General features: G+C 70.3%; 18 protein-coding genes and 2 pseudogenes. 9 read left to right on the top strand and 11 right to left on the bottom strand.

Going from position 1 to position 21,109, the window contains the following annotated elements; translation table 11 throughout:
* Positions 1 to 1,631: 1,631 nt before the first annotated feature.
* From A3IC_RS59785 to A3IC_RS59780, 5 genes are all read right to left on the bottom strand, one after another.
* Entirely contained in the window at positions 1,632 to 3,233 is a 1,602-nt protein-coding gene (locus A3IC_RS59785; protein WP_020556199.1) for a hypothetical protein, read from the bottom strand.
* Between the two features lie 437 nt (positions 3,234 to 3,670).
* A complete protein-coding gene (locus A3IC_RS69360) occupies positions 3,671 to 4,057 on the bottom strand; it encodes a hypothetical protein (RefSeq protein ID WP_158696329.1) in 387 nt (128 codons plus the stop codon).
* 491 nt (positions 4,058 to 4,548) lie between these two features.
* Positions 4,549 to 4,770 carry a hypothetical protein gene (locus A3IC_RS0142680; protein WP_245599815.1) on the bottom strand — a complete coding sequence of 74 codons (222 nt, stop codon included), beginning with the start codon at positions 4,768 to 4,770 and terminating at the stop codon, positions 4,549 to 4,551.
* Positions 4,771 to 5,355: 585 nt separating this feature from the next.
* A complete protein-coding gene (locus A3IC_RS0142675; protein WP_026219381.1) occupies positions 5,356 to 6,303 on the bottom strand; it encodes a hypothetical protein in 948 nt (315 codons plus the stop codon).
* A 391-nt stretch (positions 6,304 to 6,694) separates the two neighbouring features.
* Positions 6,695 to 7,921: an MFS transporter gene (locus A3IC_RS59780; RefSeq protein WP_020556196.1), complete on the bottom strand. Its 1,227-nt coding sequence runs from the start codon at positions 7,919 to 7,921 to the stop codon at positions 6,695 to 6,697.
* Positions 7,922 to 7,990: 69 nt separating this feature from the next.
* Between A3IC_RS59780 and A3IC_RS0142665 the strand changes: the two genes are divergently transcribed.
* On the top strand, positions 7,991 to 8,362 hold the full coding sequence (locus A3IC_RS0142665) for a MerR family transcriptional regulator (protein ID WP_020556195.1): 372 nt from the start codon (positions 7,991 to 7,993) through the stop codon (positions 8,360 to 8,362).
* Positions 8,363 to 8,896: 534 nt separating this feature from the next.
* On the opposite strand, the gene A3IC_RS59775 is transcribed toward A3IC_RS0142665, so the two are convergent.
* Entirely contained in the window at positions 8,897 to 9,499 is a 603-nt protein-coding gene (locus A3IC_RS59775; RefSeq protein ID WP_158696328.1) for a hypothetical protein, read from the bottom strand.
* 210 nt (positions 9,500 to 9,709) lie between these two features.
* Between A3IC_RS59775 and A3IC_RS69355 the strand changes: the two genes are divergently transcribed.
* Positions 9,710 to 9,847: a hypothetical protein gene (locus A3IC_RS69355; protein ID WP_020556193.1), complete on the top strand. Its 138-nt coding sequence runs from the start codon at positions 9,710 to 9,712 to the stop codon at positions 9,845 to 9,847.
* Between the two features lie 536 nt (positions 9,848 to 10,383).
* Here the strand turns inward: A3IC_RS69355 and A3IC_RS66080 are convergent.
* Positions 10,384 to 10,580, bottom strand: a pseudogene (locus A3IC_RS66080) (ABC transporter permease); the annotation flags it as partial.
* A 209-nt stretch (positions 10,581 to 10,789) separates the two neighbouring features.
* Here A3IC_RS66080 and A3IC_RS0142645 point away from each other — a divergent pair.
* The 5 genes from A3IC_RS0142645 (at position 10,790) to A3IC_RS59770 (ending at position 15,897) form a co-directional block, all read left to right on the top strand.
* Positions 10,790 to 11,368, top strand: a complete 579-nt coding sequence (locus A3IC_RS0142645) for a TetR/AcrR family transcriptional regulator (protein WP_020556191.1) — start codon at positions 10,790 to 10,792, stop codon at positions 11,366 to 11,368.
* 258 nt (positions 11,369 to 11,626) lie between these two features.
* Positions 11,627 to 12,922 (top strand): hypothetical protein, encoded by a 1,296-nt coding sequence (locus A3IC_RS0142640; protein WP_020556190.1) that lies wholly within the window; start codon positions 11,627 to 11,629, stop codon positions 12,920 to 12,922.
* Positions 12,923 to 12,960: 38 nt separating this feature from the next.
* On the top strand, positions 12,961 to 13,842 hold the full coding sequence (locus A3IC_RS0142635; RefSeq protein ID WP_020556189.1) for an alpha/beta fold hydrolase: 882 nt from the start codon (positions 12,961 to 12,963) through the stop codon (positions 13,840 to 13,842).
* 193 nt (positions 13,843 to 14,035) lie between these two features.
* On the top strand, positions 14,036 to 15,229 hold the full coding sequence (locus A3IC_RS0142630; RefSeq protein WP_026219380.1) for an MFS transporter: 1,194 nt from the start codon (positions 14,036 to 14,038) through the stop codon (positions 15,227 to 15,229).
* Between the two features lie 125 nt (positions 15,230 to 15,354).
* A complete protein-coding gene (locus A3IC_RS59770; protein ID WP_026219379.1) occupies positions 15,355 to 15,897 on the top strand; it encodes a hypothetical protein in 543 nt (180 codons plus the stop codon).
* Here A3IC_RS59770 and A3IC_RS67980 read toward each other — a convergent pair.
* Positions 15,830 to 16,252 (bottom strand): annotated as a pseudogene (locus A3IC_RS67980) (transposase); the annotation flags it as partial. The gene A3IC_RS59770 and the pseudogene A3IC_RS67980 sit on opposite strands and share 68 nt — an antisense overlap.
* A complete protein-coding gene (locus A3IC_RS73850) occupies positions 16,158 to 16,496 on the bottom strand; it encodes an alpha/beta hydrolase fold domain-containing protein (RefSeq protein WP_020556186.1) in 339 nt (112 codons plus the stop codon). The pseudogene A3IC_RS67980 and the gene A3IC_RS73850, both read right to left, overlap by 95 nt.
* 77 nt (positions 16,497 to 16,573) lie before the next feature.
* Here A3IC_RS73850 and A3IC_RS0142615 point away from each other — a divergent pair, with 77 nt between their 5' ends.
* Both A3IC_RS0142615 and A3IC_RS0142610 read left to right on the top strand, forming a co-directional pair.
* On the top strand, positions 16,574 to 17,308 hold the full coding sequence (locus tag A3IC_RS0142615) for a MerR family transcriptional regulator (protein ID WP_020556185.1): 735 nt from the start codon (positions 16,574 to 16,576) through the stop codon (positions 17,306 to 17,308).
* Positions 17,305 to 18,144, top strand: coding sequence for a hypothetical protein (locus A3IC_RS0142610; protein WP_026219377.1), 840 nt, complete (start codon positions 17,305 to 17,307; stop codon positions 18,142 to 18,144). Before A3IC_RS0142615 ends, A3IC_RS0142610 begins: the two co-directional genes overlap by 4 nt.
* A gap of 895 nt (positions 18,145 to 19,039) precedes the next feature.
* On the opposite strand, the gene A3IC_RS73235 is transcribed toward A3IC_RS0142610, so the two are convergent.
* Both A3IC_RS73235 and A3IC_RS71875 read right to left on the bottom strand, forming a co-directional pair.
* On the bottom strand, positions 19,040 to 19,306 hold the full coding sequence (locus A3IC_RS73235) for a hypothetical protein (RefSeq protein WP_020556183.1): 267 nt from the start codon (positions 19,304 to 19,306) through the stop codon (positions 19,040 to 19,042).
* Between the two features lie 841 nt (positions 19,307 to 20,147).
* Positions 20,148 to 20,729 carry a DUF6210 family protein gene (locus A3IC_RS71875; protein ID WP_245599818.1) on the bottom strand — a complete coding sequence of 194 codons (582 nt, stop codon included), beginning with the start codon at positions 20,727 to 20,729 and terminating at the stop codon, positions 20,148 to 20,150.
* Positions 20,730 to 21,109 lie beyond the last annotated feature (380 nt).

Raw genomic sequence — 21,109 nt, 5'->3', positions numbered from 1 at the left:
GATGGGCCGGTGGGACCACCGACCAACCACATGGTTATAGCAAAGGGTCGAAAGCGGCCGGAAGAACACGCCGGGTGTGCGCAGGCTCGCCGCTGTCATCACCGGGAGTGGTGGCCCGAGGCCCGGGTTCCTCGTCGACGACCACACGAAGGCGGACCTGAATCACCGCCGGCCTCGTCGAACACACCCCGAGTCCGACGCGGAGGTCGACGATCGAGGCGTGACGGACGTCAGCCGCCCAGGGATCCGTTCCCGGCGAGAACCCGGACCCCTCGTGAACCGGACGCGGATCCGACACGACCCACACGTCGGCCCTATGTTCGCCACGCACCCCGTCCGCCGGCTGGGCCGACCGATCGCCCGTCGCCCGGGGTGTCGCCTGCCCCGTCGTCCCGGGAAACGACGGGCCCACGGCCGCGTCCGGGCCGGTCGGGGGCGGGTGTGCGCCCCCGGCGGTACGCGGCCTCACACCCGGGACGCGCATCCGGCCGGTGCGGCGACACGGGCGACGGCCGACACACGACGACACCGCACAGTGACAATATGAACCCCGAAAACCACTCTGCGTAATCATTCGGGAGAGTCGATGCGTATCCGAACGCCCTGATCGCCCCGCCCCGGCCCTGACCTGCCTCCTGACCACCGCCGGTGGCAGCGCCCTCGCCGAAGACGACGGATACGTGGGCGTCATGACGTACAACGACGACAAGGTCGGCGGTTCCGTGTGCGCCGACTCCGACGGGCCGACCACCGTGGCGTTCATCGGCCCCGGCGGCTCGGTGACCTGCCAATAGACACGCATCCACGGCGCACCCCGACTGCCGGCCCGGCCGACCGATTGCCCGTGGCCTGCCCCGTCGCACTGGGAAACGACGGGGCCCACGGCGGTGTTCGGGCCGGTCGGGGCGGATGTGCACCCTCGCGGATGCGCAGACTGTATATGGGGTTCATCGTGAGCAACCCCAATCCACCCACCCACCCACCGGCCGGCCCGGCCCGCCGCCCTCACGGCCGTGCTGCCCGACGCGTCCGACGCCGCGATTCGTTCGGCGGGCGGCTTCGCCCGCCTGCTCCTGGTCGTCGTCACCCACACCCCCGGCCCGACGTCCTCCGGCCGGCCGTCGAACGCGGTCACCGTAGTGGTGCGTCAAGCCCGCTGGGGCGGGCGCACGTCGATCAGGTTCGCGCCGCTCAGGTTCGCGCGGTTATCGTTCGCGTGCGCGGGTCCACCCGAAAGGCGCCCGCCGCCCGCCCGCCGGTCGCGGGGCGGGCGCCGGTGTCGTGCCGCCCGGCGCCCGTCCGCGACCCGCCCGGTCGGCCTCGGGGGATGAACCGACCGGCGCGGCGACATCCCGGCGACGGGGACACGCCGGACCACCACGCCGGGCCCGACGACCGGGCCCGCCCCGGGTGACGCCCCGCGCACGAACGCCGCAACCGCTCGGCCGTCGTCCTTTCACGATCGGCGGCGTCCGCGTTGACCGACGCGGCTCGCGCGGCGTGGACCTCGGCGAGTGTGGCGGTCGAGCCGAACCGACGACGCGCGGCGGCCCTGGGTCGGCGGATGGGCCTCGGCCGACGGGCGACCGGGTCAGCGGACTCGACGACCGCCTCGCCGATGTCCCGGAGCGTCAGTAGGGGGAGTAGGCGATGGCCGTGACTCGTACGATGCCCGGCATGGGGAAGAAGTCGACCATCCGGTGCGCGGCCACGTCGATGACCGCCAGGCTCTTGGTGTCCTCCCCGGACACGGACTCGACGTACGCGAACTCGCCGCTGGGGCTGAATACCGCCTCGCTCGGAGAAGCGGAGCCGGGGAACCGAATCTCGTGGAGCTCCCGATGACTGGTGGGGTCGGCGATCGGCAGGCTCGCGGGATGTGTGGAGGGGATGCAGTACAGCTCGGTTCTGTTCGGGGTTGATTCCAAGCGCATACAGTCCGGGAGTATCCGGTTCCGGACGACCTGGCCGGTGTAGGTGTCGAGCGCGAACGTGCCGTTCGTGCCGTTGGCGATGGTCAGGGTCCGGTCGTCCGGGGAGAGTGCGAGGTCCATGATTTCGCCGTGGTTGGGGTGGAACCCCTGGCGAACCTTCTGGCTGTGGACGTCGACCTCGAAAACGATACTCCCGCGGCCGATGAAGACGGTCCTGTCGTCGGACGCGGCGACGACCGGGCTCGGCCAGTGGCCGGTGGGCGGCGTGGTTCCGTCGAGTTGCAGGGGGATCCGACCGAGGCGTTCGAACGAACCGGCGCGGTAGGTGTCCAGGTGTGCGTCACCGTTGCCGCGGACGAAATACACGAGATGGAGTCGGTTTCCGTCGGGGCTGAATGCCATCCCGCCGTTCAGGCCCCACTCGTTCGGGATCTGCGCGACGCCCGTCCTGGTGGTCGTGTCCACGCACGTCTTCGATTGATAGGAGCTGGAGAGGTACAGGTACCTGCCGTCCGGCCCCGTGGCGACGGTTCGCTCCATCTGGTTGTAGGTATCGATCGGGAGTTCCTCGACGACCCGGCGGGTGTCCAGATCGAAGATCCTCGTCACCCGCCAGCCCCCGCCTACGTAGAGGAAGCCGGCCGACAGGGCGCCGACCAGACCGGGCCAGGAGGTGTCGTCGATCGTGGTCGCGTTCAGCGTGATGGTGCGGGTGGCGAGGACGCCCTTGGTGAATTGCGTGCCGCGGAAGAAGTGGAACTCGCCCTTGCCCGGATCGAGGGTGGCCGCGCTGATCCCGTTCGCGAACGCGGGTGCCTTGCTCTGCAGCCCGGGCCACATGTCGGCGAGCGACTTCGTCTCGACCACGGCTGGGATCCGCGTGTCGTAGAGGACACACCGACCGCCGCGGAAGAGGAAGACCTGGTTGGCGCCGGTCCCGGGCAGGGCCGCGTCGACGCCGGAGGCGAACTCCGCGGGCAGCCCCGGGAATCGGGCGGCGATCGTGCCGACCTCGGCGACCGTCCCGAGCAGGGGGTGCAACCGCAGGCACTGCGGCCCGCGGAAGACCAGTGTCCACGGGTCGTCCGCGGGCGTGGTCAAGGCGGCGTCCAGGCCCGCTTGGAAGGCCTCCGGCAGGTTCGGCCACTTCCGCCCGAGCGTGACGTACGTGCGGTCGAGCACCCGGCCGCTCGCCCACCCGTAACGGGCGACGCGGTTCCCCTGGACCACGAACCCGGTCTGCTCGCCGTGTGGTCCTGCGGCGATCGTGAAGAACGTATCCACCAACTGCTCGGGCACGAGGGGGCCTTTCGACGTGGCGACCCGGGAAGGTGCCGCATGAGGAACCCGTTTCGTTCGGGACAACGGTGGCCGATTCGGTGTGCTTCGGCATCGTGATCACTCCTCGCACCCAATCGATCACCGATCCTCCGGGGCCGGCGAAGCGGACGTCAAGGAGAACAGGCGTGGACCCCCATGAATCAGGTGCTCCGTGCGGATGGCAGAAAAGCGGGCAATCGAAGGTCAACCGACGTGCCCGTCGGCATGGCCCGGCACATCGGGCCGTTTCCCGACGGGACTTGGCCGGAGCGTGAATGCCCCGGTCACCGACGCGCGCAGGGCACCGCATCGCGCGGCCGGATCCGGTTTTCCCACCCGGCGTGGCCGCCGTGTGGGCGTGTCCGGGAGATTGGCGCGAAACACCGCGCGGCGTCCGAGGTGCCTGACCTGTGCTTTCAGTCCGGGCGGGACGGGTCGCGGTTGACCTGGGCCATGAGCTCGCGGTTGGTCGCGCGGGCGGCGGCCGGCTCGTCGCCCTGGTCCTGGAGTTTGAGCTCCAGATCGACCACCTGCTGTTCGAGGCCGGTGATCCGGGTCTTGAGTTCGGTGTCGTCGGGGCCGCCGATGCCCACCTCGTGCCAGACCCGGATCGCCGAACTCGTCCGCGACGCCGTTACCGCCGCCGACATCGAGGACCGCGCCCTCGTACTGCGCGCCGAGATCGGCGTTGCCGGCCTGGCCTCGGTCGCGACCACGCTCGAACTCGCCCTGTGTTTCCACCACGCCGTCGAGGGTGCCCGCGAGAAGATCACGGCGTCGATCTCCCGCCTGGGTGAGCTCACCCGGGGAGGTGACTACGCCTACTACGTCGACATCGGCCATTTCATGGCCGACTTCCGGCTCGACACCCCGTCGCCGGCGCGGTGGATCGATGGCGACCGGTCCGCGCGGGACCGGTGGCGCGCGCTGGTTGCCAGGACCTCGCGGTCGATCCACGGTTCGACGGCGGCCAGGACCAGGCGGCGCAGCTCGGAGGGTTCCAGCGCCTCGACCTCATTGGACGCGGTGGTCGACGTCGAAGCCGTGGCGGGTGGCGAACGCCGGCCATCGTGGGTCGCCGCGTTTGCCGTCGGTGGCGGGCGCGCTCGGAGTGTGTTGCCGTCACGGACTCGATCCGCCGCTGTTCGTCCACGCGGATCGCCCCCGGTTCCTCGGGGCCGCCGTCGGGCCGTGCCCGAGTCTGCGCCGTGCCCCCCAACTCGTGCCCCGGGCTGTTGCCCGCCCGGGTCCGAGGCTGTGCCCGTAGTGGATCGGGGGCGGTTCGTTGAGGTTCCTAGCCGTCGCTGCCGCTGCCTGCGTCCCCGCTGTTGCTCCGGCGCCGGTGCTTCCGGGCATGGCGCAGCAGGCTGCCGGCGGCAAGCGTCATGGTCGCCACGACGCGGACCCATCGGGGTCCGCCGCGCTCTGCCCACACCACACACGCGCATCCGCCGGCGGCGAGCGCCACAACGCCGAGCAGCACCGGAACGATCATGTTCCCCACCCCTGCATTCATTCGTACGGTCCTGGTGGTTCGGTGTCACCGGACACGCAATATCGGAACACATGGTTCCGTACGACCAGCCGTAATCGAATGTATGTACGAAAGCGGCGATCCGGACCCCCACCATGGGAGCAGCCGGGCCGGGACACCGCCGCTGCGCTCAAGCCCCGCGGCCGGGACGGGATCGCGCCGCCCGGGTGGCCTCGGGGCGTCCGTCCGCCCGGTGTCGAGGGGTGGGAGGAGACGGCCGTGGCGTGGCTGCTCGACCTATGCCCGCCCTGCTACCCACCCCCACCCCCGCCCGCGCCGCGCGCCGCGCCACACCGGCCCACCGCCGCTGCGCCTGGACCACCTCCGGTACTTCGTGCAACGCGAGGTGTTCCGGCACGCCGTCGGCGTTCGCGTCCAAACTCCACCGCGCGTGCCGCTCGCAGCGGCGGCGCGGCGCCGGGCCCCGCGCCGCCCGGATGGAGGAGGGAGGGAAAGGCATCCCGCCCGGTACAGCCACACGTACCGGGAGAGATGTCGGCGCCCCGACGACCCTTTGTCCACGGCCCTTGACCAGGCAAAACACGCCCGGCTCGGCCCGGGCATGTTTCACCGTCGAACCCACCGCGCAGCGCACCCCGCAGCGAACGAACCCCGGCTTCCCGCTTCGGGTCCGGGGTCCGACCCGTACCGGTCCGGGTCCGGACCCGGACCCCCGCCGGACTCGGCGTGGTCGTCGCGGTGACCTCCCCCGGGGGCGCGCCGCGTGGGTACCGGCACGAGCGACGAGGCGATGAACCCCGACGACGTCACGGACGCCTTCGGCGTGAGTTCCGCCGGGTGGGCGGAGCAGGGCGTCACCCCGACGGGTGGCGCGGCACCCCGGTCAGGACGGATCGCCCTCCGCGGCCGCGGCCGCGGCCGCGGGGATGACGGTGGGCGGGAGGTTGTCGGGCAGTGGTGTCCGTTCGCCTCCGTCCTCCCCGGTGAAGGCGCGTACGCCGGCCCGCCGGGGAACTCACCGGTCACGTAGTGGTCGGTGCGGAAGCCGAGCGAGGCCCGGGGGCCGAGAACGCTGCCGTCCGCGCGGACCGGGACGAGTTCGTGGTGCTCCATCCACAGGCAACCGGAACTGCGCGGCGGCACGGTCAGCGCGTACATCCTGGCCACCTGGTTCATCACGGTCACGTTCCGGCGCGTCTCGTAGCCCAGTTCGACGGTCGCCGACACCGAGTACGTGGTGGTTGCGGCGACGCCCACGCCGAAGGGCTTCGCGGACACCTCGATGCCGAGCGACGCGCCGACGGTGATGCCGGTGGTGATGCTGAAGGTGGTGCTGTCCTCCCGACTGGCGCCGCTGGTGACGGTCTCCGACTGCTCCTGCGGCACCATCCCGTTGCGGTTGTCGCGGAACAGGGCGACATCGAAGTGCCGGATGCGGCGGATCCGGTAGAACGGCGAGGTGCGGATCTGCCAGTGTGCGTTGCGGGCGGGTCCTCGACCATGAAGGTCCGGGGTGAAGCGCAGTTCCAGATCACCGTAGCGTTGGGTGGTCACACGAACCTCTATCCTCGCTCGGAGCCGTCACCTGAATCCAGGCGCTCCCTCCCGCCCCCCAGGAAGGGGAGAGCGGGCCATGTGCGAGTCGGCCACCGGCCGTCTCCCGGCCCGCCGCCGCTTCGGGACCGGCGTGCCGGGCAGGACCGAATCCGAAAGCCGCGGCCGGCCCGAAGCGCGCTTCGGGCCGGCACGAGCACCGGCGTCTTTGGAGCGAGGCACGCGACGCTGGGCAGTCGGACTCGTCCCGCCCGCTACGCCGGCACCGACATTCCCGGCTCCCGGCGGCCCGGGCGGGAAGCGGGGGCGGGGCGCCGGATGCCACAGGTTGCGAACACGGTCGTCGCCGCCTGGGCGTCAGGGCCGCGGTCACATTCGAGGAGGGGTGGTTTCATCCTGGCGTCGTTTCGGCGTGGTGGAGTGGGTGCGCGGGGAATCCGTTCCTGCGTGCACCGGCGACGATCGCCAGAGTCGGTAGCAAAAGCGCGAGGGCGCTCCAGCCGAGGTAGCTTGCTCCGGGTCCGCCGAGCAGGAGTCCACCGAGGATGCCGCTGCCGGCGATGCCGGTGTTCCAGCCGGTCACGAGCAGGGATTGGGCCACGTCCCCGGCCGCACCGGCTGCTTCGGCGACGGCGGTCTGGAGCAGGGTCGCCGTGCCGCCGAACGCGAGCCCCCACACGGCCGTGCCGACGAAGACCGGTATGGGGGAGCCGGTGAAGACTCCCAGGAGCAGAGCCGTCGTGGCGAAGAGGGCGCAACTGGTGATCATGAGGGTGCGCAGGTGGCGGTCGATGAGTGCGCCGGTGATCCAGATACTCGCCAACGACAGCAGTCCGAAGGTGAGGAGGACGGCGTCGACCCGGTCCGCCATGCCGAGCGAGTCGAGGAAAGGCGCGATGTAGGTGTAGAGGGTGTTGTGCGCGAGTACGAAGGTCAGCGTCACGACGAGTATGGGGGCGACACCGGGGATGCGCAGAGTTCGGGCGAGCGGGAGCCGGGACTCCTTGGGCCGTCCCGGGAAGTTGGGCACGGTGGCGATGATCCAGACGATCAGTGCCAGGGTGGCTGCGGTCGTGAGTCCGAAGGCGAAACGCCAGCCGACGACTTTCGCGAGGAATGTGGCGGCGGGTACACCGACCGAGAGCGCGACGGGAGTGCCTGCCATCGCGATTGCCATGGCCCTGCCGCGTTGGTGCGGGGCGACCATGCGACGGGCGTACCCGGCGAGCAGGGCCCAGAGCAGTCCCGCGACGACACCTCCGATGAACCGGGACGCAAGCGTGAGGGGGAAGTTGTGCGAGAGGGCCGTGATCGTGTTGGTCACGGCGAATCCCGAGATCGCGGACAGCAGCAGGTGTCGGCGTGGCCATCCGATGGTTGCTCGTGTCAGGGGGAGAGCCGACAGCAGTGCCCCCAGGGCGAAGGTCGTGACCGTCTGACCGGCTGCCGACTCGCTCACCCCCAGATCGTGGCTCATCGCGGGCAGTACTCCGGCGGGCATCGTCTCGGTCAGGAGGGTGATCAGTCCTGCGGTGCCCAGTGCCAGCAGCCCCGCGAGGGGAAACCGTGGGACAGCGGCGGCAATCGACGTGGTGCGATCCGTTCTTGGCATGGCCATACGATCAACGGATGACATTGATGTCAGGGTCAAATCGATGACTTGCGCCGTTCGTGGGGAGGGTCGCACGTGAGGATCGGTGAGCTGTCGAAGCGCACGGGTACGCCGGTGCGTATGTTGCGCTACTACGAGGCGCGGAATCTGATCGTGTCGGAGCGTCTGCACAACGGATACCGGGACTACGACGACTACGTGGTCGATCGGGTCCGCCAGATCAGGGGTTTGCTCGACGTCGGCCTGCCGACGAAGATCATCAGGCAGATCCTGCCGTGCCTGGACAGCCCTCGAACGATTCACATGCCCTATCTGACGCCGGACATGGTTGCCGCCCTCGAGCAGGTTCGCGATCGCATGGCCGAGAAGATCGAAGTTCTCACGAAGAACCACACGGCCGTCGGCGACTACCTGCGCGCAGCCGGTTTCGATGCCGAGGCAAGCTGACGGCACGCCTCGGACAACGGACCGGGCACGACGAAACCTCGGTCATCCGACCGGGAGGGAATGCCAGGTCGTACGTCGAGGCTCCGGTTCGTCGCAAACACCCGGTCGCGGTTGTACGCAACGCGCCGGCCCGTGACGGAGTGGTGCGGGCGTCCCTGCGCGCCGTCGCAGCCGAGGCCGGGACCTCGTTGGGCACGCTGCAATACGTCACTTGATCACCGATTCGGCCGGGCATCTGCCGGGTGAGCCCGTCACGCAAGGCCGGCGGCGCCGGGACGTGGCGCAGTCGACCCTGCCGGGGTCTGCGGCACGGCGACGGCAACTCGCCGGGACGTCACGGTGTCGCTGTTCGGCCGCACCTCCGCGACCGAGCATGCGGAAGACCTGCCGGCCGACTTGCGAAGAACTCCACGCTGTGGCAGCCACGTTCCGAACGGAGCCTGGTCGATGCGGCGATCATTCGGGGTGTCGGCGTCCGGTGGCGCGTAGGGAGCCTGAGGTTGCTATCCGCAGGAGGACGAACAGAGCGTCGTATCAACCATCGAGGCGTTGCAGTGCTGCTGCCCGGCTGTCGCCGTGGGTGGCGAGGCCGTCGACGATGTGCCGGAGCCGAGCCAGACTTGGGGGGCGAAGGTGCGATGACGTACTCAGTGCCTCCAACCACGGCACGAGTCGCCAGGATCGGGACGCGACGGCAGCGTGGTTGTCGCCGATCAACTCGTCGATCCACTGGAGTCCGGTGGCGGCTTGCCAGGGTTCCGACGCGGTCTCGATCAAGCCGACGAGTGCGTCGACCGCTTCTGCGGTGCCACGGGCGATGGGCATCCACCGCGCAACGAGCGGGCTGAGAGTCTCTGGGTCGATCCACTCCCTTGCCGCTGCCTGCAATGCGGCGGAAGGATTCTCACCGGCACTGTCCGGCTGCGGGTGGCGAATGAGGCCGGCGACGGCGCTGCGCCCCCGGAGGGCATCCTTGAGCGGATCGGCGCCTCGAACCGTCGTGGGCGCGAGGGCGACGCTTCGCAGAGGCCGCTCCCCGACGGGCGGGGAACGGTCACCCGCCACCACGCCGAACGGCGCGGACGACCACGCCGTCCGCCGCGACTCCTCCACCACGGCCCACACGTCCGCTTCCACGCCCGACCTCCGATAACGCATCCGACGACCCGCGGGCGCGCGACCGATCCGCGCACGCCCGTCCGGAGAGTATGGACACCGGACGACAATCCCGCAGGAAATGCGAGTTCGAGCGCACGCCACCGCGACGCCCTCGACCGGGAGCCCGGAACACTCACGCCCGACGGCGGAAGCACCACGGCGTCGTCGCTGTACGCGTCGGCGGCTCACATGGTCCTCTTCGCCCTGAACGGCTGGATGCGTGATCTCGAGGTCTTCTTCGGCCACTCCGCGAGCGCGCGACGCCGGCAACTCGAGGAGATGTACCGGGAGTCGCTCGTCGTTCTGGGCCCGCTGCTCTGGGAGTAGTTCGAGCTCGACACCGCCCCGAGCAACGCGTCGCGTTCCGGAAACATCCGGGTAACCGCGGCTGTGTGACCCTGTCGGCGGTGGCGCATCCGACGCGTCAACCACCATGTGGTGGTGGCGCCCGCCTGCGACCGATCTTGCCTTTCACGCACGGTGCTTGCGGTTCGACCGCGACGGTCCACGACCCGCACGGTGCCCGGACCGGGCACCGGCAGGGCATACCGACTGGCGCGCAGGGGTTGGGTCTCGTGCGGTAAACGGGCCGGAACACCTGCCGCTCCCACGGATCGGCCCCTCGGCCGCCCCGGCTCAAGCCGACAGGACGTCGCGTAGTTCTCGCACCGGGCTCTCGGGGCGGTGTCGGGCAGGGATGGAGCGGTACAGGTGCGAGGGTGAGGGTCCACCTGTCCGCCCTCGTCGCCGCAGCTGACGTGCCGCCGGCCGTTCCTGCGGTGCGGTCACATCGACGTCGATCTCGGCCGGCGTGGCCCGCTGTGCCGGGGTCATGGCGTTTGCGCCGCCGCGTCGTTGTCGTTGAGCGGAAGGAGGATCAGCGGCATGGCCGTATTGCCGGCCGCCTCGGGGTTCGGACTGGCCGCGCCCATGCCGACCGCGATCCAGGTGAGTGCCAGGAGGACAGCGTGATCAGCCCGAACGCCGCGAGCTCCAGTGCCGTGGCGTTCGTGGACCGGAAGCCCATCGCGACCCCGACGGCGCCGACGAGGACCAGGGGTGTGACCGAGATACGCGCCAAAGCGGCAACGGGATGATCCTGAAGTCCTGACGTGCTCGGACTCACCTGCGGCGGCGGGCGGCGGGCGGCGGGGGGCGCGTTCAGCGACGAGCCGACGCCGGGGCGGGCGTACGGCCTGTGAGGCGGCGCGTGGTCAGGACGCAATCCCTTTTCTTGAGCAATCGATCCAGATAGGTTACGGTGGGGTCATGGCAAGAACCCGGGAGTTCGACACCGAGGCGGCGGTGAGCCGCGCCATGGAACTGTTCTGGAGGCGTGGCTTCGAGGCGACTTCGGTACGCGACCTGACCCAGCAGCTGGGGATCGGGCAGGGATCCTTGTATGCCGCGTTCGGCGACAAGGAGGGCCTGTACCGGGCGGCTCTGGAGCACTACCGCACCACCCTCGCGGCGGCCGCCCTGCGCAGCCTGGAGGAGGGGGCGGACGCCCGGTCGGCGATCCGTGTGATGCTGGTCGAGCGGGTCCGGATCGCCGTGGAAGACGACGGCCGAGGCTGCCTGGTGGTCAACGCCGCCTGCGAGCGCCTGCCGAAGGATGCGGCGATCCGGCGCACCGTGCGGGACATGCAGGACGCCAGCCGGGACGCGCTCGCCGAGGTGCTGCGGGTCGCGGCGGAGCGCGGCGAGATCGCGACGCGACACGACCCGCACACGCTGGCCGCCTTCCTCGTCACGTTCCTCAACGGACTGCTGGTCTCCGCGAAGATCACCCCGGACGTCCACGCCCTCGAACCCCTCGTTGAGGTCGCGCTGGCCGCCCTCGACTGATTTTTTCAGTCTCCGTCTCCGGAAGCGTGAATTCCCAGGCCGCCGTGGCTGCTTGGCGACGGCGGCGAGGAATCGGCGCTGTTCCAGGCCTGGTTCACCCCGTCTGATCCCGCGACTCGAAGATCATTCACGCTTCCGGAGACAGAGCCCTTTTTCATGGCCGCAATCTGTATCAGACGATCCAGAAAAGTCGCCTGCCCGCCCGAACACGGGATCCGGCGACCCCGCCCTGCTTCAATCGAAGACTTCGGAGGACGCATGCCCCCCGCACCCATCCCGAGCACGCCCGCTCTGGGCGGTAGCCGCTGGAACACCTTTGCCGCGGCCGGTACCACCTTGACAGCCCGCGACTTCTTCACCGCCACCGAGCCGCTGTTGCAGGGCATCATCGATGACAACGCCCTCACCAGCGCCGACGGCAAGGTGCTGGGGGATCAGGTCCGCGCGACACTTGCACTCGGCACCCGGGAGACCTCCCTGCCGCTGGGCATCGGCCCGGACAGCGCCTCGGCAGTGCGCGAACTGGGCGGGCAGGCCGAGACGATCGGCCGGGAGCTCGCCTCCTGGGCCGCCTCGGCCCTGGAGAGGCTGTTCATCAGCCGGATCCCGCTGCCCGCCGGACCGCTGGTCGTCCGCAGCCACTGCTACGGCCACGTGCTCACCCCTCCCGCGGCCGATCTGCTCCGAGGCCGGCGCGGCGGGCCCGTCACGATGCAGCTCTACAACGAGTGGCTGCACCAGATGGTCCTGCTGCGCGATGCCCTGCTGCCCTTCACCAACTGGCAGGACGTTCCGCTCCTGATCACCCCGACCGGTCTGCGGCACACCGAACCGGCCCGCGACGCGTTCCTCACCGAACTGCTGGTCCGCCAGATCCGGCACGCCGGCATCGTGGACTTCGCCCGCCGCGTCGTCACCGGCACCTCCGGCCCGGCCGGCTACGGCTTCGAGGCGGGCGGTGGCACCGCCCTGCCCGCCGTCCTCGACCGGCCACCCCTGACCGCACCACGGCACCTGCTGACCTGGCGCACCGACCCGGCCGCCGAAGACACCACCACGTACGTCGCCGAGGTGCAGGACTACTACGCCGCCCCCCGCACCCTCGTTGAGGACCTGCCGCCCGCCGTCACCGTGTCGGGGCCGCTCACCGCCCGCACCGGCACCGGGCCGGTCGGCGACGGGACCCGCACCGCGCGCATCGAGATCACCCACGACGGCGCCACCGCCCACGTCGACCTCGGCCAGGCCCTGCGCGGCCACCGCTTCGCCCACCGGCCGGACCCCGCCGCGGACGACGCGCACTCCGATGCCGCGCCTCGCACCGCGACTGTGTGGTCCGCACTGCGCGCACCGGGGTTGGTGTGGACGCAAGCAGGCGACGTCACCCTGGACGCCACCGGCCAGGACGACCTCGTGCTGCTGGCCCTGCTCGGTCGGCTCTACCCGGAGAACGTCATTCTGCGCTCCGCGGGCCGTATCGCCGCCCGGACAACCACGGACGGCACCGGACCGAGCCGCTTGGTGACTGTCGTCGACCCTCCCCAAGCCCACTGACACCCGTATCGCGAGGTAGGACAGAAAGGTTGGAGAACATGATGTTCGACCACGACGAAATGCCCGTCCGCACGGGCCGAGCCGCCGTCAACGGAACGAGTCTGCACTACCGCACGGCCGGGTTCGGCCCCGCGCTGGTACTCCTGCACGGCGTGCCCAAGACCGGCTACCACTGGCGCCGGCTGGTCCCGAAGCTGACGCCCCACTACACCGTCGTCGTACCGGACCTGCGCGGCCTCGGCGACTCCGCCCGTCCCGCGGACGGCTACGACTCCGCGACCATGAGCGACGACATCGCCGAGTTGATGACCCACCTCGGACACGAGACGTACGCCGTGGCGGGCGAGGACTGGGGAGCGGTGATCGGCTACCAACTCGCCGCCCGCCACCGCGACCACGTCACCGCCCTCGTGTTCGCCGAGGCCCTGTTCCCCGGATTCGGCTTCGAGGACCACGCGGCCCTCACCCCCGAGAATGTCGCCGGTGGCATGCACCTGTGGCATCTGGGCTTCTACTTTCAGCCGGACGTACCCGAGATGCTGATCGCCGGACACGAGCGTGAGTTGATCACCTACATGATCAAGTTCGAGCGCAGCCACCCCGACAGCGCCGGCTCCGACGCGGTCGACGAATACGTGCGCTGCTACTCCATGCCCGGCGGAATCCGCGCGATGCTCTCGATCTACCGGGCGATGCTCGTCGACGCCGAACAGAACCGGCAGGCCGCGCAGAAGAAGCTGGACATCCCGGTCCTGGCGCTCGGCGGATCCGCCTTCATCGGCGACCGCAACGAGTCCCAGATGCGGCTCATGGCCCACGACGTCACCGGACACGTATTCGACGCCGGCCACGACCTCGCGGAGGAAGTGCCCGACGAGATGGCCGACGTCGTCCTGCCGTTCCTGGCCGCGCATCTGTAACCGCACCCGGCCGCCGAGCTCGGCGAGCTGAAGCGGCCTGCACGCCGTGGGGGCCTCAAGGCTGAGCGGACCTGCCCGGTCTCGCGCCGCCAGGAGGCCCCCACGGCTTTCCGGTCGATATACGCCCAGCAATCAATCCCCATGAGTCGACATCGATCACCATTCATACCCCCGCAAATCTGGGAATATCGTTGTGAGACATCATTCCGCGCTGATCACCGCCGTGCTCTTCTGCGCGACGTTCACAGCAGGAGTGGCCGAATACATCTTGCCCGGGCAGCTTGACCTCGTTGCCCAAGGGCTCGGAATCAGTGAAGCGACCACGGGCCGGCTCGTCACCGTCTTCTCCCTCGCATACGGGCTGACGACTCCTGTGCTTGTCGTGATGACGGCACGAGTCGAACGGCGCCTTCTCATATCAGTAGCGCTGCTCGTCTTCGCGGCCGCGAACATCGTGTCCTGGCTGAGCCCCACTTTCCTGTCGATCATGGCGCTGCGAGTCGTCATGGCGGCGAGTACCGGGCTCGTCGTCGTCGCAGCACTGAGTCTCGCCGTACGCCTCGCGCCTCCGGAACGCCGCGCCCGAGCGGTCGCAACCGTCGTCATGGGTGTGACGGCGTCCCTCGTCCTCGGAGTACCGGCCGGGCGCACCATCGCCGAACACTGGGACTGGACAACCACCTTCCCGCTCAACGCCGCGCTCGCGGTGTTCGTGGCGGGCCTGGTGCGGGCGACACTCCCGCGTACCGTTCCCCATGCTCCTGTGCCGCTCCGCCGCCAACTCGGCCTGCTCGCCGACTCGCGCATCATCCTGGGCCTGACGGTCACATTTCTCTGGCTCGGCGGCTACGCCGTATTGAACACGTACTTCACGCCATACCTGGTCCGTGTCGTCGGTCTCGACGGTGGCGCGGTGAGCCTCGTCCTACTGCTCTTCGGCCTCACCAGCATCGTCGGCATACGAATCGGTGGTTTCCTGACGGACTGTGTGGGAGCTCATCGAACGCTGACGGTGACCAAGGCCTTCCACGTGCTGGTGCTCATCGCCCTCCCGGTGCTCGGAGTCGCAACCGGCAGTGCAGTAGGCGCAGTTCTGTTGTGGGGCATAGCTGCCTGGGGAAGTACTTCCACGCAGCAGATCCGCGTGGCCTCGCTGGCCCCCGATGCCTCCGACGTCCTCATGAGTTTGAACCAGTCGGTCATGCAAATCGCCATCGCGGCCGGGGCGGGAGGAGGAGGTCTTGTGGTCGCGCAGAACCTGAAACTACTGCCTTTGATCGCTGCCGCAGGCGTCGCCGCCTCACTCGTCCTCCTGCTTCTCACGCAGCGACGTAACCGAACAGCGCCCGACCCATGCGCAGCGCTTACCGAGTGTCCGCAGCCATGACGTGATGACCCGTGATGTGGCATTAGAAGCCGTTGTCCTATCGAATGTGATCGCTGAGTTTCTGCTGGTCAGGCATGAAGTCCGTTGCTGTGCGGGAGGGATGACCGCGTCGGGTCGTCTCACTCGTGGGGGTTGTGGTGGCGTCGGTGATGGGGTTGCTGGAAGACCGGGAGACCGCGGCTCGGGTGCGCGTGGAGGAGTTGCGGGCGGAGGCGGATCGGGTGCCGGCCGCGTTGCGGGACACCGAAGCGGTGCTGGAGCGGCGGGTGATCGCGGTGGCGGAGTTGGCGGAGGCCCTCGAAACGCATGGTCCGCGGGAAGCGGCGGGCGGGCCGCCGGAGCCGGTGGTCGTGGAGACCGCGGTGGCCGGTTCGGTGGTGCCGCATCGGCGGGAAGGGGGGTCGGTGGAGGTGCCGGCGCCGGTCTATCGGCGGATCGTGGAGTTGGTGGATGCTCCCGAGGCCGCAACGGGTTCGCGGCTGAAGGACCCGGCCCGTGGGCTGGGGTTGGAGCCGGTGCCGGGAAAGCTGGAGGGGGTGCGGTCGAAGGCGAAGCGGCTGGTGGCTCGCGGGTGGCCGGCCGAACAGATGCCGGGGGTGTTCACGCTGCCGCCGCGGGCTGGGTCTGTGGGCGCGCCGCAGCCCGGCGGGCCGGACGCCGGGTCATGAGCATCGTCATCGACCACATCACGATCGCTTCGCTTGCGACGGGGCGGGTTTCGTAGTCGCGGGCCAGGCGGCGTGAACGCATCAGCCGGCCGAACGTGCGCTCCACCACCCAACGGCGCGGCAGCACGGTGAACCCCCGGGTGCCGTCGGGGCGTCGGACAACCGTCAACGCGATACCCAGGGCGTCGGCGGCCCAGTCGACCAGGGGCCCGGTGTAGGAGCCGTCGGCCCAGACCAGTCGGATGCGGCGGCGGAGACGATCACAGACGGCCGGGCGCCGGTGTCCTGATGGCGGCGGGATCGTCAGGTTGCGCACCGTCTTCGGCTCGATGACGACGGTGACGGTCTTGCCGCGTGTGCGATGCCGGGGCGGAGGTGGGGGCGACGACGGCGAAGGTGCCGTCGGCTCCGACGCGCCGGACGGCCCGTCGCGGCTGGGACGGTGGCGGAGGTAGCGGTGTCGTGGCGACGCGGGCGCCGGTGAGTTCGGCGTGTCGCCGGTGTTCGGGGGCGAGCCGGTAGTCCACGTTCACCACCACGCACGGCACCGGCGCCGCAACCGGGCCGCACTCGACTTCGGCGGCCCGGAGCCCGCCCACCTTCGAGTCGTTCGGCCTCCTCGACGAGGCTGCCGAGCCCTTGACCTTGACGCAACGGCAGGGTTTCTACTGGAGGCATGCGAATCGGAGAGATCGCCGCGCTCGTCGGGCTCACCACCCGGGCGATCCGGCATTACCACCACGTCGGACTGCTCCCGGAACCGGAGCGGCGTCCCAACGGCTATCGGGCCTACAGCGTCCGCGACGCCGTCCTGCTCGCCAGGGTGCGCCGGCTCACCGAACTCGGCCTGGGCCTCGATGAAGTCCGCGACGCCCTCGCCGACGATGCCGGACGCGAACTGGCCGAGATATTGAAGGAGCTCGACGCCGACCTGGCCCGCCAGGAAGCCGACATCCGGGAGCGCCGCCGCCGGCTCGGCGCCCTGCTCGCCGAGCCGCCCGGCGCGACAGGGCCCGTCTCACCCGGCCTTGCCGCCCTGTTGGCCCAGGCTCCCCGGACGGACTCGCCGAGCGCGGCCAAGGACCGCGAGTACCTCACGCTGGTGGACGCCACCGGCACCGGTAGCCAGGAGATTTTCGCGCTGCTCGCAACGCTGGTCGCCGACCCCGCGGTCGTCGAACTCTACGAGCGTCTCGACGCGCTCGCCGAAGCCCCCGCCGACGATCCGCGGATCGTACTTCTGGCAGCCGACCTGATGGCAGCCGTCCCGGACGAGCTCTTCGCCGCGATCCCTCAGGACGGGGTGGTCGTGGCCGGGCTCAAGGAGGCGCTGCTCGCCGAGTACGCCCCCGCGCAGGCGGAAGTCGTGCGCCGACTCATGGACGCGTTCATGAAGAGGGGCCGGGGATGAGCGGCGGACGCCGGGGCATACGGACGGCGCGGGTCGCGATGGCCACCGTGTTGCCGGGGGAACTGGTCATGGTGGTCTGCCTGGCGGCCGGTGTCCGGCCACCGGGGTGGGTGCCGGCGGGCGCCGAGGCGCTGGTGCTCGCGGTGCTGCTGCTGGAGGCCTGCGTGCTGCGCTCGCTGTACGTTGCCGCGCGCGCCCGCGGCGCGGACCGCAAGGCGGCGCGGCGAGCCACCATACGGGAGGCGGTGCCGGTGCCGGTCCGCCGCCTGGTCCTCCACGAGCTGCGCAACCTCGCCTCCCTGGGTCGGTGGATCCGGCGCGGCACCCACGGGGTGCGCCCCGGGGATGTCGCCGCCGCGTACACCGGGCCCCAGACCGCGATGATGTACGGGCTGCTCTTCGTGTTGGTCGTCGAGACGGTCGGCCTGGCCTTCCTCATCCCTTGGCCGGCGCTCCACGGGGTGATCCTGGTACTCGATGTGTACGGCGTCGTCCTCGTGCTGGGCCTGCACGCCGCCTGCGTCACTCGGCCGCACGTCGTGCACCCCGACGGCTCTGTGCGGATCCGCTACGGAGTCCTCTTCGACCTCGCCGTGCCGTCCGACGCTGTCGCCTCGGTCCGGGTCGACCGGCGTTACCCCGAAGGCCGCTTGATCACCCTGTCCGAGGACGGGGTCCTCGACCTGATCGTGGGCAGCCAGACCTCCGTGACCCTGGAGCTGAACCGGCCACTCCCCTTCACCCGCCCACTCGGCGTGATGGGACAGGCCCACACCATCCGCTTCCACGCCGACGATCCGCGCGCACTGGTCAGCGCACTCCGGCAGACCACCTGACCACACAGTCCGACTGCACGGACAGAGCGAACGACAACTTCGCGGCGGCCCAGTCGGAGCAGGTGATCGACGAGCTCACCAACCTTCGCACCAGGCCCGGGCACTGCTCGCCATGCAACACGAACAGGTCGTTCATCTCCGAGCCGCTGCGGCCAACCACGTCACTCCCCGCCAGGGAACCCCGGTGACTCCCGGACCGCCGGTCACGGGGGAGGAGGCGTCCACGGACCGGCGCGGGAGGCCGCGTCGTGGCGACGAGCCGACCCACCGCAGGCCCGGCCTGGCTCGACCCACGGCCTCGCTGAGCAGCTCGCGCTGTTTCAGTGCCGTCGACAGCGGGGTGGCTTCGGTTCGAGGACGTGTCGTTCGTCGGGTGCGAGCGGACGTCGCCCAGGTTCCTCCCGGTCTTGTCGACGATGGCCCAGCCTCTTGGCGCACCTCGGCGACCGTCCGCGCCGGAGCGTGCCCAACGAGGCCCGGGACGAGGACGTCACGGCCGCACGGAACGGCGAACTGTCGACAGCGGCGGCCGCGCGACGGAGGGTACGGCCGGCCCGTGATTGTTGCGGACGTTTCGTCACGGGTCGGCCGCAACCGAGGGCGGGTCCGGAGCCTGCGCCCCAGGCGGGGCGCGCCGCGGCTGTGCCGATCTCAGCACGGCTCCGACCGCGGCAACGCGCGGTCGGAGCCGAGCTCGTTCGTCGCGCCCTCCTGTGGAGGGGACGACCGGTCGGTGGCCGTGCTTCACCCCGAGTGTCTCGGTATCCGGGAGGGCGACGGCGTTTCGGTCATTGACCGACCCCGCGCACATCGGATCCCTTCGCGTCCTTCGAGAGCCGGCCGTGCGGCATGAGCGCCGGAGCGCAGTGCCTTGTCGTGTCCGGTGTCGTCCCGGTCAGAGGGAGTCGGGGAGGCCCCACACGCGCCGCAACGTCGCACCGGTCAGCACCGTTTCGGGGACGCCCTCCGCGACCAATCGACCCCCGTGCAGCAGCAGGCAGTGGTCGGCGAGCCGCGCCGACGCCAGGTCGTGCGTGACGTGGACGACCGTGGTGCCCAGACCGGTCGCCTCGGCGAGCCACGCCCGTGTCTCGCAGGACAGCCGGCCGACGCGTACACGGTCGTGGCCGACACCGACGACGACCCGGCCGCCCGGCGTCACGCAGGGGTCGACAGGGACACGCCGGACCTCTCCCGTCGAAGAAGTCCGGCCCGCCACGCCCCCGCCCCACACCCGCACAGCCGCGGCGCGTCCTGGTCCACGGCACCGGCGCCCGCCGGCACCCCTACGCCGACCTCCAACCCCCGGGGCGGCGTTCCGCGGACCTGAGCCGCTACGGGCACCGAAGCCGGGGGAGCGCCGGCTGATCCCTCGGGGACATCTCGCGCTGTCGAGGGCGGCGGCCAGGCGTGTCCCGGTCGTCGACACAGGCCGTGCCTCACGGACGAGACGGTCGAGGTGCCGCGCGCGGATCCACGGGACACGGCATGTGTCGACGAACGAGGCCCGACGAGTCGACCGCGATCCCGGCCCGACACGACCGCCCGGACGAGCTGCGCCTGCTCGCCGGCAGTTTCCGCGCCCGCCGGCCCCGCTTCCCCGATGGAGCGGTCGGGGGAGTCCGGACGCGCTTACGACGCGGTGGCGGCGCTGCGCTCGGTGTCGGGGGACAAGTGCCCTGTATCGCAGGCAGGTTGGCTCTGTCGTCGGCACGTGACGGCTGTCCGCAGGAGGCGATGGATCCGGAGCCGGGCGGGCCGCTTCGATCCTCGACGAACGCGCCGCGCCGCCGTGGACAGCTGCGGGTCGCGACCGGGTTCATGGGCAGTACCGCCCGTGTCCGCGGGATCGGCGGGTCCGTCGGGTCGGGAACCGATCCGCCGTCGGCCGCGGGGGGAACCGGCACCCGCCCCGACAACACGCAACCGCCATCCGGTGTTCGAAAACCGTGTTGACCCCGACGGCAGCCCGAGGCGGTCGTTGCTTCGTTCGGTGGCGGGGTTCAGTCGGAGTTGGACCAGACCAGGATGCCGGGGCCGAACTCCGTGGTCACCGGGACGTGTGCCTCGGTCATCTCCTCCAGGCGCGTCTCGTCGACGACGATCGGGCTCAGGTCGTAGTCGAGCGTGCGCGAGGACCCGCTGCTCGCCGGAATCCGGATCATGGCGACGGCCGCGCGCAATGCGGGCAGATGTTCGGGAATGGACGCCATCGCCACCGGCGCGCTGTGCAGTCGGTTCACGAACAGGTCGATCAGCGCGGCGTACCCGTCCAGCGACTCGACCGGCACCAGGTAACCCTCGATCGCGCCCTGGCAACAGGAATGACCTCCGTGCTGGATCTCGTAGACGAACCCGAGGGCCCCTCGAGAACCACGTAGAGCCAGTCGTGATCGAGATCCTCGACTTGGTCCAGGTCCACATACACGCGACGGTTCACCATGACCGCATCCTGCACGGCCGCCCCGCGCGCCACCTCTCCTTTTTGAATCCCGATCGCGGATCACGAAGAGGTGTTCGTCCTCGATGCCCGTGACGACCTCCGTACCGGCCCGGGTTGAGGGCGGGCGGTTGAGCCGGGCCATGAGCTGCCGGACGGTCGAGCGGGCGTCACTCAACACGGGCACGATTGCGCGAAGTTGCCCGGCTCGGCGAACTTTCACGGCGTTGTGTCGGGCCTGTCCCGACACAACGCCGTGCCGACGGTACGTGGACCACCCACCGCGGTGCGCCATTCGCGGGTGCGGCCCCCGGCGTTCACGCGCGCGGGCCCGGTCTCCGGCCTGTGCCGCGCCTCGCGTGGGTCCTGGCGACGGCCGGGGTGAGCGCGGTCGGTTGAGTACGTGGACGCGCTCGGTTGAGTAGGTCGCCCCTGTGGGTGTGCTCTCTCGCTCCGGCAGGGTGGGTGCATGCCAACGAAGACGGTGGGGCGGCGCGATGCGGTGGGCGGGACGCGAGCACCGGG

The organism is Embleya scabrispora DSM 41855 (assembly GCF_000372745.1).
GTDB classification, from domain to species: domain Bacteria; phylum Actinomycetota; class Actinomycetes; order Streptomycetales; family Streptomycetaceae; genus Embleya; species Embleya scabrispora.
The sequence above is the reverse complement of the archived record's forward strand: the minus strand, read 5'-3'. Positions and strand labels throughout refer to the sequence as shown.

What these genes read in the sequence shown, in the direction of transcription:
- A3IC_RS0142680 (WP_245599815.1), bottom strand. Translation starts at nt 4,770, where the DNA reads ATGAATGCAGGGGTGGGGAACATGATCGTTCCGGTGCTGCTCGGCGTT.
- A3IC_RS59780 (WP_020556196.1), bottom strand. Translation starts at nt 7,921, where the DNA reads ATGGCCATGCCAAGAACGGATCGCACCACGTCGATTGCCGCCGCTGTC.
- A3IC_RS69355 (WP_020556193.1), top strand. Translation starts at nt 9,710, where the DNA reads ATGGTCCTCTTCGCCCTGAACGGCTGGATGCGTGATCTCGAGGTCTTC.
- A3IC_RS0142645 (WP_020556191.1), top strand. Translation starts at nt 10,790, where the DNA reads ATGGCAAGAACCCGGGAGTTCGACACCGAGGCGGCGGTGAGCCGCGCC.
- A3IC_RS0142640 (WP_020556190.1), top strand. Translation starts at nt 11,627, where the DNA reads ATGCCCCCCGCACCCATCCCGAGCACGCCCGCTCTGGGCGGTAGCCGC.
- A3IC_RS0142635 (WP_020556189.1), top strand. Translation starts at nt 12,961, where the DNA reads ATGATGTTCGACCACGACGAAATGCCCGTCCGCACGGGCCGAGCCGCC.
- A3IC_RS0142615 (WP_020556185.1), top strand. Translation starts at nt 16,574, where the DNA reads ATGCGAATCGGAGAGATCGCCGCGCTCGTCGGGCTCACCACCCGGGCG.
- A3IC_RS0142610 (WP_026219377.1), top strand. Translation starts at nt 17,305, where the DNA reads ATGAGCGGCGGACGCCGGGGCATACGGACGGCGCGGGTCGCGATGGCC.
- A3IC_RS71875 (WP_245599818.1), bottom strand. Translation starts at nt 20,729, where the DNA reads ATGGCCCGGCTCAACCGCCCGCCCTCAACCCGGGCCGGTACGGAGGTC.